The 13482-nt window shown below is 45.6% G+C and carries 13 protein-coding genes; 6 read left to right on the top strand and 7 right to left on the bottom strand.

Annotated features, from left to right (window positions below; all coding sequences use genetic code 11):
- Positions 1-165: 165 nt before the first annotated feature.
- From C1N53_RS13670 to C1N53_RS13680, 3 genes are read right to left on the bottom strand one after another with little or no spacing between them, the layout of a single operon-like run.
- Positions 166-1128, bottom strand: coding sequence for a glycosyltransferase (locus C1N53_RS13670; RefSeq protein WP_137759840.1), 963 nt, complete (start codon positions 1126-1128; stop codon positions 166-168).
- A gap of 12 nt (positions 1129-1140) precedes the next feature.
- On the bottom strand, positions 1141-2262 hold the full coding sequence (locus C1N53_RS13675) for a DegT/DnrJ/EryC1/StrS aminotransferase family protein (protein WP_137759841.1): 1122 nt from the start codon (positions 2260-2262) through the stop codon (positions 1141-1143).
- Between the two features lie 7 nt (positions 2263-2269).
- Positions 2270-2680 carry an FdtA/QdtA family cupin domain-containing protein gene (locus tag C1N53_RS13680; protein ID WP_240773222.1) on the bottom strand — a complete coding sequence of 137 codons (411 nt, stop codon included), beginning with the start codon at positions 2678-2680 and terminating at the stop codon, positions 2270-2272.
- Positions 2681-2944: 264 nt separating this feature from the next.
- Here C1N53_RS13680 and C1N53_RS13685 point away from each other — a divergent pair, with 264 nt between their 5' ends.
- Together C1N53_RS13685 and corA are read left to right on the top strand one after the other, a co-directional pair.
- Entirely contained in the window at positions 2945-3544 is a 600-nt protein-coding gene (locus tag C1N53_RS13685) for a YigZ family protein (protein ID WP_137759843.1), read from the top strand.
- A 221-nt stretch (positions 3545-3765) separates the two neighbouring features.
- Complete coding sequence (gene corA / locus C1N53_RS13690) at positions 3766-4893, top strand: magnesium/cobalt transporter CorA (RefSeq protein ID WP_137759844.1); 1128 nt, start codon at positions 3766-3768, stop codon at positions 4891-4893.
- A 130-nt stretch (positions 4894-5023) separates the two neighbouring features.
- Here the strand turns inward: corA and C1N53_RS13695 are convergent, their stop codons facing one another.
- Entirely contained in the window at positions 5024-7750 is a 2727-nt protein-coding gene (locus C1N53_RS13695; protein ID WP_137759845.1) for a PQQ-like beta-propeller repeat protein, read from the bottom strand.
- Between the two features lie 279 nt (positions 7751-8029).
- Here C1N53_RS13695 and C1N53_RS13700 point away from each other — a divergent pair, with 279 nt between their 5' ends.
- Positions 8030-8911 carry a universal stress protein gene (locus C1N53_RS13700; protein WP_137759846.1) on the top strand — a complete coding sequence of 294 codons (882 nt, stop codon included), beginning with the start codon at positions 8030-8032 and terminating at the stop codon, positions 8909-8911.
- Here the strand turns inward: C1N53_RS13700 and C1N53_RS13705 are convergent.
- Positions 8908-9810, bottom strand: a complete 903-nt coding sequence (locus tag C1N53_RS13705) for a hypothetical protein (RefSeq protein WP_240773223.1) — start codon at positions 9808-9810, stop codon at positions 8908-8910. The genes C1N53_RS13700 and C1N53_RS13705 overlap by 4 nt on opposite strands.
- Positions 9811-9999: 189 nt before the next feature.
- Here C1N53_RS13705 and C1N53_RS13710 point away from each other — a divergent pair, with 189 nt between their 5' ends.
- The 3 genes from C1N53_RS13710 to C1N53_RS13720 all read left to right on the top strand — a co-directional run bounded on the left by C1N53_RS13710 (position 10000) and on the right by C1N53_RS13720 (position 11506).
- Positions 10000-10596: a hypothetical protein gene (locus C1N53_RS13710; protein ID WP_206077574.1), complete on the top strand. Its 597-nt coding sequence runs from the start codon at positions 10000-10002 to the stop codon at positions 10594-10596.
- Between the two features lie 119 nt (positions 10597-10715).
- A complete protein-coding gene (gene dtd / locus C1N53_RS13715) occupies positions 10716-11168 on the top strand; it encodes a D-aminoacyl-tRNA deacylase (RefSeq protein WP_137759847.1) in 453 nt (150 codons plus the stop codon).
- An 11-nt stretch (positions 11169-11179) separates the two neighbouring features.
- Positions 11180-11506 carry a nucleotide pyrophosphohydrolase gene (locus C1N53_RS13720; protein WP_137759848.1) on the top strand — a complete coding sequence of 109 codons (327 nt, stop codon included), beginning with the start codon at positions 11180-11182 and terminating at the stop codon, positions 11504-11506.
- A gap of 59 nt (positions 11507-11565) precedes the next feature.
- On the opposite strand, the gene C1N53_RS13725 is transcribed toward C1N53_RS13720, so the two are convergent.
- On the bottom strand, positions 11566-12288 hold the full coding sequence (locus C1N53_RS13725) for a 2-phosphosulfolactate phosphatase (protein ID WP_137759849.1): 723 nt from the start codon (positions 12286-12288) through the stop codon (positions 11566-11568).
- Positions 12289-12384: 96 nt separating this feature from the next.
- Positions 12385-13473: a glycine cleavage system aminomethyltransferase GcvT gene (gene gcvT / locus C1N53_RS13730; protein WP_137759850.1), complete on the bottom strand. Its 1089-nt coding sequence runs from the start codon at positions 13471-13473 to the stop codon at positions 12385-12387.
- Positions 13474-13482 lie beyond the last annotated feature (9 nt).

Raw genomic sequence — 13482 nt, forward strand, 5'->3', positions numbered from 1 at the left:
ATTACCGCGCCTCCTGCTTAAATAAGCCATCGCCTGCAGAAACAGGAAGCATGAAATGTAAAGCCTGTAACTTCTTCTTACGTAAAATACGGAAAGTGTTTATAGTTATTGAAGTGTTTTTCACTGATTGGCCCATTCAGCCGTATGAAGTAACATTTTAATAATTTATTTTTTGTAACGCAGGTACTGGTAAAGCTTCCAGAAAGATCTCAGCCTTACCTGCTTATCCAGCATGAATTTAAAAATGCTGCCGGTTTTACTGCTCCCCTTCAACTGCTGTAGTAATAGCTGCAGGGCCTTGGCTTCTTCAAAATTTTCGGTAAAAACCGCATGCCGCAACTCATACTTTACCCGGTGTATCAGCGCCTGTTTCTCTGAATTATTTCTAATAAGGCCCGCTGCTTTGTAACATACTTTAACAGTTGAAGCTAACTGCCTATCACCTTTCTTGTAGACTTGCTTTGAGAGCGACCTGGCATGCAGCCGCCGTTTTGTAAGTACCTGATCCAGGTAAAAGTACAGGTACTTTCGTGAGGATCTGATCCAGAAATCGAAGTCTTCATAAGCCAGCATTGTATCGTACCCTTCCAACTCTTCTAAAACAGCACGTCGTATCATCATGGTAGGCGGAGAGATAAAATAACGCTTTAGCAAAGGTATAAATACATCTCCCGAGGGTGCAAAACTTTGCAGCCGCCCCTGTTTATCCCGCTTATAATGGAACCCAATCGGTCTGGATTGCTCGTCTATTAACTGGGCATCGGTATACACAACCCCGTACTGCGGCCCTAATTGCTCAAATGCCCGCACCTGCTCAGCCAGGCGCTCAGGCAACAAAACATCATCAGTGGCAAAATCAATAATATAGTCTCCTTTGCAGGCTTTCCAGGCCATGTTAAAAGCCGCGCAGTTTCCGATGTTCTTTCCTGTGCTGATGAATTTGACTTGCGGGTGTTGCTGCACATACTGCTTTATAAGTGCAGCGCTGTTGTCTGTACTGCTATCATCTACCACTATTATTTCTATAGCAGGATAGGTTTGCGCTAAAACCGAGTCGAGTGCTTCGGCCAGAAACCGTGCATGGTTATAGCAAATACAAATAACAGAAATAATAGGCAGAGGGTGCATGGGTAGCGGTAATTAACGTTGCTGGTTAAAATAGTGTTTGATACCTGCTATAACGGCCTCCTGCTCCGCCTCCCGCATGCCCGGAAACAAAGGAAGACTCAGGCAGGTAGCAGCCAGTTCTTCTGCTACAGGTAAACTGCCGGGTTTATACCCAAATTGCCTGTAAGCTTGCTGCAGGTGCACAGGCACAGGGTAATGCGTGGCAGTTTGCACTCCAAGTTGCTGCAGCCATGCCTGCAATGCATCCCGGTGCTTCGTCCGGATACAGAAGATATGGTACACATGCTCACAATCCTGTTCTGTAAAAGGCAAAACCAGATCGCCGGTATTACTTAATTCTTGCAGGTAAACAGCAGCCAAGCGCTGCCGCTCCCGGTTAAGCAGTTTCAGGTATTTAAGCTTTACCTCCAGCACTGCCGCCTGCAGTGTATCCAGGCGGGTGTTAATGCCAACCAGCTCGTGCCGGTATTTTTTTAACCCGCCATAGTTACGATACATGCGCATAAAATTGGCCAGGCCAGGTTCAGAAGTTACCACAGCGCCTCCGTCTCCTATAGCTCCTAAATTTTTGGTGGGGTAAAAACTAAAAGCGCCTGCATGGCCTATGGCGCCTGCATATTGCTGCTTATACCGGGCGCCGTGTGCCTGAGCAGCATCTTCCAGCACCTGCACATTTGCCTCTTTGGCCAGGTTCAACAGGCTTTCCATGGCGCAGGTTTGCCCATACAGGTGCACCGGTACGATAGCCTTGGTTTTAGATGTTACCCAAGGGGCCGCACCTGCTGCAGTCAGGTTATAGGTATCAATGGCTGGTTCGGCAAAAACAGGAATAGCACCTGCCTGTACTACGGCGTTAGCGGTGGCTATAAAGGTATTAGCAGGCAATATCACTTCGTCTCCTGGCTGTATGCCCATTGCTTTCAGAGCAACTACAAGAGCATCATAGCCGTTGCCTACACCTACGGCAAAACCAGCCCCGATAACTTTAGCAAAAGCCTGCTCAAAATCTGCTACTGCGCCTCCGAGTATATACTGTTTTTCGTCTAGCACCTGTAGCAGTGCGTTTGTCACGCTGCCTTCTATTCCGGCGGGCCAGTCTCTGAACTCAAAAAAAGGAACCTTACCTGCTGCCATATCACCACTACTTAAAGGCTTTCGTTACATGCGTCTGAAACTCCTGATAGTCCCGGATATAATCTTCTTCAGAGAAATCGGTAGAAGTTAAACAAACAGCCATCGCGCCATCCTGAAATGAGAGCCTAGTCCAGCATAATGGCGGAATATAAAGCCCAATAGCAGGCGAATTGAGTAAAAAAACTTGCTGCCCCTTTCCCCACTCCGCCTCTACCCTAATCGCTCCCTGAACTGCTACTAGAACTTCCTGTGTCGCTTTATTGGCATGATTACCACGTACAACTCCTGCCGGGATGTTATAAGTCCAGAAAACGCGCTTTACCTGGAAAGGCAGTTTCTCTGCATATTGAGTGGTGGCAATATAGCCCTCTACTGCGCTGCCTATTTGATCAAATTGTATAAGGTAAGGCTGTTGCAACAATCTTTATCAGGTTTGTTAGTGGCAAATTAACTATTGCTCGTCCAAATTAAAAATTAGAATTGATCTTCAAACTGATTGTTTACCTCTACCTTATCCGTATGCACCATAATCTTTTGAAAATGATAAACTAAATACACGTTGCTGGCCTTACGTTAAAGTTCCCTTTCTGCTAGTTAATTCCTAATTTTTAATTAATCTTTAATTTGGCGAAGCACTTGTTGTACCTTTGCTCCACAATGGCTCCACACCAAAGAAGGCCACATGGAAGATACATATTATACGATTGCATCGCCAAGCGAAGGCTTATACAAAGAAAAAGGAAGCAAATTTATTGCGCTTGCCTACCAGGTGCATTCTGAAGAAGAAGTAAAAGAAATAATGGCCGGGCTCAAAAAAGAATACTACGATGCCCGCCACCATTGCTACGCCTATAGCTTAGGAGCCGATAAAAGCCGTTACCGGGCCAACGACGACGGAGAGCCGAATCATTCGGCAGGAGATCCTATACTGGGCCAGATCCGTTCTGCAAACTTGAGCAATGTGTTAGTTGCAGTGATCAGGTACTTTGGAGGCACCAAACTAGGTGTGAGCGGCTTAATTAACGCTTACAAAACAGCTGCTGCAGAAGCTATTGCCAGCGCCACCATTATAGAGCGGCACGAGACAGCCCTCATGCAGGTGCACTTTACCTACCCGCAAATGAACGACGTGATGGGCCTGATAAAGGAATACAATCTCCAAATTAAGGAGCAGCAGTTTGAACTGGAGTGCCTTATTACCTTGGAAGTAAGGAAGGAGCAACAGGAAGACGTAAAGGCCAAACTCGAAGATTTAGATGCCGTAGAAGTGGCAGTACTGTAAACCACTGAACCAGGTTCTGCCAGGCATAACCTAAATAGCTGTCAGCCTTATCAAAGAATTACTCATCTGCTTTCTTAGTACAATTTCAGTACTTGCTTATATTCGCTTTGGAGGCAGAGCTGGTGAAGCGGTTTTTAGCTGCGAAGCAGCGCTACGTGGCAAAGATGCAGGCATTTTACAGGATATTTGCAGCATACAGGATGAATATTAAACAAGCTCTTATGGCTAAAAGAAAAACACGCAGGTCGAGAAATAAGATTCTGGATAGGAAGGCAGGCAACAGGCCTGGCCATTTAGCAGTACCTGCCGAGGCCTTCACACCCCGTTTTTTCCTGATTTCCTTCCACGACCAGTTTTTTGAGGAGAAGGAGTATGCTACGTATGAGCAGTTGAAGCAGCGTGTACACGAATTACCCGATGCCAGACACTGGATCGATATCAGGGGCTACAACAGCCAGGGCCTGTTCGAAAAGTTAGTTGCTGATTTTAAAATTCACCCGCTCCAGATGGAGGACGTGCTTAACGATTACCAAAGGCCGAAGGTTGAGCAGGACCAGGGCAGGCTGTTTATTATTACCCGCATGTTGCGCTGGTCGGCTGAGCAGCATATTCTGGAGGATGTGCAACTTTCTGTTTTTACGGGCTCTAATTATGTGCTCACTCTGCAAAGCGATTACGACGATTGCCTGAACCCTTTGCGCGACCGTATCAGGTCAGGCTTAGGTGTCATACGGCAGCGGCCCAGCATCTACATTACTTATGCCATCCTGGATGTGGTGCTGGATTTTTACTTTCCTGTTATAGGCAAGATAAGTTCTTACATGGAGGAACTGGAGCAGACTATTCTGGAGCAGCCCTCCAAGCAAACACTGGGGCAGGTACTGAGCCTGAAGAATGAGCTTATCAGGCTGCGCCGCATTGTGTGGCCGGAGCGGGATAAGATGAATGAGCTATTGCGTATGGATGAACATATTATACCTGCCAGCCTGCAAATCTACTTCCGGGACGCTTATGATCACACAATTCAGTTAATCGACCTGATTGATAGCCATAAAGAGATGACTTCCAGCTTAGTGGAGCTTTACATGTCCACAGTCAGTAACCGCATGAACAACATCATGAAGGTGCTTACTATTATCTCCAGTATATTTATACCTTTAAGCTTTGTGGCAGGGGTATATGGCATGAATTTCTCACGGGAGGACCCGGAAACAGGCGAAGTGTTCCGTTACAGCATGCCCGAACTATACCAGCCTTTCTCCTACCCAATCCTTCTTTTTATAATGACGGTTTTAGTGGTTCTTCAGCTTTATTTCTTCTACCGCAAAGGCTGGTTTAAGAGCTTTTAAGGCTTGCAGCTATAGCAGAGTTACATTACCTGCCAATGTGCTTACCGGTAAGCAATGCAACCTGGCTGCTAAAGTATTCATGCGCCTGTCAAACAAGAGTTGCTATCAGGCTTATAGCTGGTGTAATGCTCTAGTTTGGCAGCCTGAAGCTCAAGCGCTTTAACTCTCTTCTGTACACTTTGTATAGGGTGTAGTTGTTGGCTGCTTCGTTAAAGAAGATGTTTACAGGCTGATTACTTTCAAGTGACCTGCCACCTATTAATGCTGCGCGGGCATCGTACAGGTAGGTTTTCTGAGGGCCGGTTTCTGTAATGGCATACACCCGTTTATCGCCTCCGAAGTGAAAATATTGTACAATCTTAGGAGCTGAAGTAACATAGTTCTTTTCAAAAATCTCTTCCAGGTCCTGGTTAAATACGGCAACTTTACCTAAATCCTGCCTTACAATAATAAACGACCTGTTGCTGTTATCCGGTACCAGCTCAAACACGGCCCGTTTGCTTGGCCGCAGGAGCTGTTCTCGTCGCAACACAGTTCCCTGCAGGTTAAACACCACCACTTCGCCATACCTGGTAACTGTAGTGATTTCTGTTCTTCTTAAATCGGCACCTGCTTTTGCTATAGCGCCAGAGTTAAGCGGCACCCTTAAGCTAAAAGGAAAGCCAGGGTATGTTTCTCCTTCTTTATTCAGTGCATACACATAGCCGTTTTCAAGCAGCACTAATATAACATCCAGCCCTCCGACACGAATATGCTGCGGTTCGGCAGCTAACCTGTAGTCCAGACGGCGGGGCTGCCAGCCAGGCATGGCATTGCCCCTGAAATCGTACATATACAGGTTGCCCAGGTTATCATCAGCCAGAAAACGATAGTTACCATCCTTCTCGTAGTCAAACACCGAAACCCGCTGCACACGCAATGTATCAGTTAAATTAAAGGGGAAGTTCTCTAGTTCCTGCCCCTGGTTATTGATGGCATGTATCCTGTTTGAGGTGGCAAACACATACCTCAGTTTTTTATCTGGCCCAACTTCAATTTGCTTTATTGTACCCCGCACTGCACCGGATAATGTATCGGCCCAGCCTCTGGTGCCGGCTGCCGTAATGTTGTGCAGCACATTGGCCGAATCCTGCACCACTACTTCTCTGCTTCTATCTACCGCATTGTTAACCGGGAAAGGCATTGAAACAATTCTGCTGTTAAACGGAAGCGATAACTCCTCTTCGAAACCTGCCTCACCTGCTACAGCGGCACGTTCCTGCCTTCTAAAAAGGAAGCTGGTGTAGTACTGGTTTTCAACCTTGGAAAACTGCAGGCTTACCTGATTGAAGCGTTTGATCAACGAGGAATGCTGCAAGAGATCTTCCCTGTTTTCTTCCTGCATGTAACGGCTCAGCACATACCAGGCATTTACAGTGTTTAAGAACAAACTGAAATTCCCATCCTGCAGTGTTTCTTCCAGAAAAGCCTTTTGTTGCACCGATCTTCCCCATACATGATCGTTGGCTATATCATCCAACAGTGAGCGTAATGTGGCTATTTCAGAAGAGAAAAGCAGATAATCGCCTACCTGCACCACATAGCTCTGCTCAAAGCCTGTGAAAAGCTGCCCAAACAATTGCGCGGGCAGTTCAGGCACATCCAGCAAGCTTATGGTGGAGTTACCGTACTGCTCGCTAAACTCCTTTTCTTTCTGCACCTCACTTACCTGGCGGCTTAATTGTGCCAGCAGGCTTCTCATATGTTCTTGGTTACCCATGCGGGCAAACACAATTTTCTCAGGACTGGTATTGATGTTGTAAGACTCCAGGTAAACCAGTGCCAGTTCCTGCCTGAAATTTTTCGACAAACTATCTACTGTGGCAGCGTAAGCAGCTTCGGTTTTAATTTTATCCTGCGAATCGTCCTGTAGCTTAGCCAGCTGGTTTATTCCGAAATGAAACATAAGGGCGGTCCTGTTTGGCAGATACTCCTTCACCTGGAAAGGCCTTGCCGCAACAGGGTTCATCTTATTGTGCAAAGAACCCTGCAGGTCCTCAGGGTTAGAAAAGCCATTCAGGAAGATCTTATTCCGCTCCAGCTTCAGTTCCAGCATACCGTTCCGGCAAAAGCTCGACAGAAAACGAACCTGCGGCATAATATCTTCCCGCACAAAAAGGCCGAGCACATCGGGCAGCTCCCTGTAATTGATAAAAACGTTGGCATAGATGTCTGGCTGTGTCAGGTAATTCGTGTTTCTGAAGTCGGCTGCAACAGACGTTTTTACTCCCCTGTTTATCCTTCGCACAATTTCCTCGATCAGCACAGGTGAGGCACTCAGAATAATGTTGTTATGGTAGGAAAAGTAGGTAAAGCTGGTATTGAGCTGTGTATTGGTTATATCGGTAAGTAAATACCCCTGATAGTCGCGCGACTCCTCCTTAAAAATAGTACTTCTGGCTACATTTTCTGTTAAGGTGCGCAGAAACCGGTGTTCACCTACCGAAGCAACAGGTATATAGTATACCATTTCCATGTCTGTTCTGGCTACTACATGCACCGAGGTAAGAATATTTTTTTTATCAAGGAAACGAGCCAGCCGCTGATTGCCGGGTGACAGGCTATCCAGCCAGGAAATATTTTCCTGGAACCGCTGTACAGCGGGCAGCACACGAAAACTCTCCCACAGCTCCGTTTGGTTAAGGTGCTCTAGCAGTTGGGTATGATTGTTTGTTTCTACTACAAGTGCAGCGTTCTCAGGCACTAAATCCCAGAGGTTTATTTTTTCTCTGGCATCCTTCCATCTGTTAAGACCATAATAGGCCAACGATGCCAGCACAACAAATCCAAGAAAGATAAATAAGATGCGTTTTGCCATGGCAAGCTTTGTCAGGCTACAAATTTAATCGAAATAAAAGAGTTAGGAAGTTAGAGCGGTAAAAAGTTAGCAAGTTAATGCGTTAGAAAATTGTTTGTTAGTGTAGGTACCGCCTTATTTTAGCTCAGATTCTTCAGCTTTATTTTTAACCGGCCACGTATACAAGGTCGAAGAGAAAGAGGCTCATCCGATCGGGTAATAGCTGGTACAGCATTGCTGATCTGAGCCTGTCAATTCATTAATAATTTACTGTTCATATTTTGTTAATATAAGAATCTCATGTTCCGAATCCTGCTACCAGTAGATTTTTCTGAAAGCTCAGACAATGCGTGCGAATACGCGCTTAGTTTAACAGAAAAGGTACCGAATGCCCATATTGTGTTGCTGCACTGCTTTTATGATTACTTAGCCGATGCCGACAACACAATACCCGCAGATGAAGAAGTAGTTGCTTCGGAAGTGATTACAGAACGGGTTTTATACCGCAACCAGGCGGATGCCCAGGAGCAGCTCGAGCAGTTGCACCAAACGCTTCTTAGGGAATCAAGGGCAGCAGGCTCACATGTACGCATTGAACCTGTTTTTATGAATGGCGTGGCAGAGGAAGTGATAACAGAGGAAGTTTCCCGCTTTAAACCCGATATTATTATAATGGGCACCAAAGGCGAGACTAATATATCCCGCTCTTTCTTTGGCACCGTTACCACGCAGGTGATAGAAGATGCCAAAACGCCTGTACTTACTGTACCTCTGCACCACGAAGTACGCGCTATCAGTAAAGTACTTTATGCCACAAATTTCGATCAGGCAGATGTAAATGCCATTACCACACTTGCAGAACTGCTGGCGCCTTTCAAGCCTTCGATATTATGTGTACATATTTCCAATGATGGCGACGAAGACCAAGAAAAGCTGCTTAAACTCAAAGATGAACTAACTGCCACTACGGCTGCCCATCCTATTCAATTCGCCCTGCTGGAGGGTGATGATGTAGCAGAAGCGCTGCAGGCTTTCGGCTCTAAACAAGCTGTAGACCTGATTGCGCTTACCACACATGAGCGCAGCACCTGGAACAGCATCTTTAAACCGAGCCTGGCCAAGAAGATGGTTCTGCATACCAACTTACCCCTTCTTATTTTTCACAGCAGCCAGACGGTTTAACGGCTCAGTACCTCTTGCACTGCCAGCAGGTCTAACATAGCAGCATAGTAGCGCTCTATAGCTTCTGTATTGGTAGACAGGAAAAGGAAAGGCTCTATCAGTTCCAGCTCCATAAGAACCAGCCGACCGTTAATCTCAACGCCATCTACGCGTGCGTAAAGGCAATCTGAGGCAAACTTTAAGGCAATATCTTCAGCCGTTGCCAGTAAGTGTGCCGGAGGTTCTGGGGTATGCACAGATCCTCCTAAGAAATGCTGTACCCTGAAATCGCCTGGTTTGGCAGTTTTAAGCACAGCGTGGCTATACTTGCCTCCAAAGAAAAGAAACGACCACTCTCCCTTAGTTTTTATCTCTTCCAGGAATGGCTGCGCCAGGAAGCCTTCTTTTTGCAGCAACTCATTTATTTTAGCTGTTTCAGACGCTGCTTCTGTTTTGTTGAGTGCAAAGGTATTTTTGGAACCGCCGCTTACCCGGGGCTTTACTATAATTTTAGGTGTGCCTAGTTCTTCGAAGATAGCCGCTGCATTAAATTCGCTTCCCTGCTCCAGCCAGTAAGACGGCACTACGCTTACCCCCTGCTTCTCCAGATCTCTGAAATAAATTTTATCGGCATTCCATCTGATCGTTTTAACAGGATTCAGCACCTGGCATCTCTGCTGCTCCATTTTATGGAGCCAGATATAAAAAGCTTCAATTTTATCGAAATAATCCCAGGGCGATTTAACAATAGCCACATCAAAGGCCGACCAATCCACACGTTCATCCTCCCAGATCTGAAAGGAAACCTGATGTCCTTTATCTTTTAAAAACCTGAAAAGGCGGTCGTCTTCGCTATCGGCATTCGCGGTATAATTGCCTAAACTTACACAAGTTACCAGCGCTATTTGTAGAGTTTGCATAAATGTTGATATTTGTGCGAAATTATACTTTCTCCCTCGCAGAAACCAAGATTAAAGGCCCTTTAGTCAAAACTTTTGCCAGGACTACTATCGTATGTAAGGTATAGTTCTCGCACTTCTTTTACCACTTACATGATGTCGTCTCTTTTTTACAACAGCTGGAGCTGCTATAATAGCTTCGTATCCAGAATGTTGGCACTGGTATTTTTGTTCAGTCCCTTTACAGGTGCCTGCAATACCGCTATTACCAGCAACGAGGCCGACGATATGCCACAACAAGACTTTCAGGAACTTAGCTTCGAAGACACCTTATCCAGCAAAGTAAGCCGTTCTATAGCCGCTAATACCTATGATTTATTAGGAAACCCGATTATTGCCGACCGTAAACAGGGAAATAAGCTTGAGGCTTATTTTGTCAGAATTAATGCTGACTTTACCCTGGATGCCATGCCCATTGAGAACCGCCACAAACCAGATATAAGCGATACCATTTACACGATCCGCTTTGGGGAGTCGGTGCTGGAGCTCTATGCCCCCACTCAAACAGGCGATTTGCTTTTGCAGGATGCCGACATTCGTAACACAGGAATTATCCTGCGCAATAACATGAAAGTGGGGATGAGCCAGCCTGAACTAATGACCAAACTAAAAGCGCACGACGTTCGCATTTTACAAACCACCAACGAAGTGGTAGCCACCACGGCAGAGGGTGCCCCTATTGCCTTAAGGTTTTACCTCAAAAACGGGAAAGTGAACCGCATCAGGTATGAGAGCTATGTAGATTAGTCTCTGTGCCTGTAAATCTTCCTAGTACCCACCATTCATTATTCCCTTTTTTAATTGGGCAAAGCATGCAGTATTCCTAACTTGCCGGTTTTACAGACTTCATAAAACCATTGCAAACTATGCGGATAGTGATACAACGCGTAACACAGGCATCTGTGACCATCAACCAGGTAGTAAAAGGGGAAATCGGTTTAGGGCTTTTACTTTTGGCAGGCTTCACCTCCGACGATACCGAAGAAGATTTAAAGTGGATTGCTGGTAAAGTGGCACAACTGCGCATCTTCAGCGATGAGCAGGATAAAATGAACCTGAGTGTACAGGATGTACAGGGGGATATACTAGTGATCAGCCAGTTTACGCTTTATGCCAATACAAAGAAAGGGAATCGGCCATCTTATATTCATGCTGCCCCACCAGCCATTGCCATTCCACTTTACGAGCAGTTTATTTCTTTGCTGGAGTCTGCTTTAGGCAAAAAGGTACAGACTGGCGAATTCGGTGCAGATATGAAAGTAGCCTTGCTGAATGACGGGCCTGTAACCATTGTTATTGATTCTAAAAACAGAGAATAATTTCCCTTACCATGACCTTAGCAGAAGCACAACAGATTGTTGATACCTGGATAAAAGAAAACGGCGTTCGCTATTTTAATGAGCTCACCAACATGGCCATTCTTACAGAAGAAGTAGGTGAAGTGGCACGCATTATAGCACGCCAGTATGGCGAGCAATCGTTTAAAGCCAGCGATAAAGACAAACAGTTAGCCGACGAACTGGCAGATGTGCTGTTTGTACTCATCTGCCTGGCCAACCAGACAGGTATCGACCTGACCGAGGCGATGCAGAAGAACCTGGATAAAAAAACGAAGCGTGATAAAGACCGCCACAAAAACAACGAAAAGCTTCACTAAGAAAAGCCGGCACTAGTGCCGGCTTTTCTTAGTGAAGCTCTCACCTGAATTAATATAACTTATGCTAGTTTATAGTTGGCTCTTACGTCCACCAAAGCATCCTGCTGCCACACAGGCACTACATCATACACATCGTGCTGCAGGCAGAATGATACATCTTTGTGAATATTCAAGTTTGCCAGGCGCTTTACGTGAGAAGACTGGCCCAGGTACTTTACGATATCTGCTTTTGCAGCCTGGTATAGGTGCAAAGAGGCCAATGTGGCATCGTTTTCAAAGCTAAAATCTTCCTGAAGCCTCTCTGCCAGAGCACCCGCAAACAACGTATCTTCCAGGTTGAACTTACCTTTCCAGCCAGCACAAACCACTACTACATCTAACTGCAGGTTTACCAAATGCTGCACCACTGCCTGCAGGTTCAGAAAAGAACCAATGACAATTTCCTGGGCATCTTCTGATAAGCGTATAGCACGTGTACCGTTGGTAGTGGTAATAGCCACTGTGCGCCCTTCCAGCCCCTCCATATAGCTGAAAGGCGAATTTCCCAGGTCGAAGCCCTCAGCCTTTATACCATCGCGCTCGGCAGCCGTTAAACAACCCTGGCTGGCAAAAGTAAGGCACTCCTCCAACTGCATAACAGGTATAATCTGGGCAACTCCATGGGCAAAAGCGGTTACCATGGTAGAAGTAGCCCGTAAGATATCAACCGCAACTACCGCTTTCCCTTTCAGATCATATAAATGTATAAGCTCAGGGCTATAACAAACATCAATAGAAGGCATACTAAATCGTTTTTATTAATTAGGCAAACACAAAGCTGGTCATAAAGCACAGTGTTTTCTGCGGCAGCAGCTCATGCCTTGTTTTTGCCTGATAAATTACTTTTTATAGAAAGGCAGTTTTACTACCTGAGCTTTCATGTCTTTGTTGCGCACACGCACAAAAACCTCGGAACCAGGTTTGGTAAATTCCTGGGTGATATAACCTAAACCAATACCTTTTCCTAAAGAGGGAGACATGGTACCTGAAGTTACTTCGCCTATCGGTTCTCCGGCAGCATTCACAATTTCATAATGCGCCCTTGGAATAGCCTTGTCTACCATTTCAAAGCCAACCAGTTTTCTCGAAACGCCAGCTGCTTTCTGTTCTTTCAGCTGATCGGAGTTAGTAAATTCTTTATCGAATTTCGTTATCCAGCCTAGTCCAGCCTCCAGTGGAGAGGTTGTATCGTTAATGTCGTTTCCGTAAAGGCAGAAGCCCATTTCCAGGCGCAGCGTATCGCGGGCTCCCAAACCAATCGGCTTAATACCGTACGCCTTGCCTGCTTCCATAATCACATCGAAAACTCTTTTAGCATCTTCGTTGCGCACATAAATTTCGAAGCCACCTGCACCAGTATAACCTGTTGCTGATATAATAACATCCGGCACACCCGCAAATTCACCTTTTTCAAAAGTATAGTATACCATAGAAGCCAGGTCTACAGAAGTAAGCGACTGCAGCGCATCTGTAGCTTTAGGACCCTGAACGGCAAAAAGGGAAACCTGATCAGAAATATTTTCTAATTCAACGCCTTGGGTGTTAAATTTATTTACCCATTCCCAATCTTTTTCGATGTTGGAAGCATTTACAACCAGCATATATTCTTCTTCACCTAAACGGTATACCAGCAGGTCGTCTACTATACCGCCTTCTGTATTAGGGAAGCAGGAATACTGCACCTTACCATCGGTAAGTTTAGCGGCATCGTTAGAAGTAACACGCTGGATCAGATCCAGCGCCTGCGGTCCTTTCAATAAAAACTCACCCATGTGCGATACATCAAAAATACCAACGGCATTGCGTACCGTATGATGCTCGTCTAAATCGGATGAATAACGCACAGGCATCTTATATCCTGCAAAAGGCACCATTTTAGCTCCGAGTGCTTCGTGCACATCATTTAAAGCAATCTTCTTTAATTCCATTCTTAATCA

This window comes from Pontibacter sp. SGAir0037, assembly GCF_005491705.1.
Taxonomy (GTDB): Bacteria; Bacteroidota; Bacteroidia; order Cytophagales; family Hymenobacteraceae; genus Pontibacter.

What these genes read in the sequence shown, in the direction of transcription:
- corA (WP_137759844.1), top strand. Translation starts at nt 3,766, where the DNA reads ATGGCTAAAAGAAAAACACGCAGGTCGAGAAATAAGATTCTGGATAGG.
- C1N53_RS13695 (WP_137759845.1), bottom strand. Translation starts at nt 7,750, where the DNA reads ATGGCAAAACGCATCTTATTTATCTTTCTTGGATTTGTTGTGCTGGCA.
- C1N53_RS13675 (WP_137759841.1), bottom strand. Translation starts at nt 2,262, where the DNA reads ATGGCAGCAGGTAAGGTTCCTTTTTTTGAGTTCAGAGACTGGCCCGCC.
- dtd (WP_137759847.1), top strand. Translation starts at nt 10,716, where the DNA reads ATGCGGATAGTGATACAACGCGTAACACAGGCATCTGTGACCATCAAC.
- gcvT (WP_137759850.1), bottom strand. Translation starts at nt 13,473, where the DNA reads ATGGAATTAAAGAAGATTGCTTTAAATGATGTGCACGAAGCACTCGGA.
- C1N53_RS13720 (WP_137759848.1), top strand. Translation starts at nt 11,180, where the DNA reads ATGACCTTAGCAGAAGCACAACAGATTGTTGATACCTGGATAAAAGAA.
- C1N53_RS13705 (WP_240773223.1), bottom strand. Translation starts at nt 9,810, where the DNA reads ATGCAAACTCTACAAATAGCGCTGGTAACTTGTGTAAGTTTAGGCAAT.
- C1N53_RS13670 (WP_137759840.1), bottom strand. Translation starts at nt 1,128, where the DNA reads ATGCACCCTCTGCCTATTATTTCTGTTATTTGTATTTGCTATAACCAT.
- C1N53_RS13725 (WP_137759849.1), bottom strand. Translation starts at nt 12,288, where the DNA reads ATGCCTTCTATTGATGTTTGTTATAGCCCTGAGCTTATACATTTATAT.
- C1N53_RS13710 (WP_206077574.1), top strand. Translation starts at nt 10,000, where the DNA reads ATGTTGGCACTGGTATTTTTGTTCAGTCCCTTTACAGGTGCCTGCAAT.
- C1N53_RS13685 (WP_137759843.1), top strand. Translation starts at nt 2,945, where the DNA reads ATGGAAGATACATATTATACGATTGCATCGCCAAGCGAAGGCTTATAC.
- C1N53_RS13700 (WP_137759846.1), top strand. Translation starts at nt 8,030, where the DNA reads ATGTTCCGAATCCTGCTACCAGTAGATTTTTCTGAAAGCTCAGACAAT.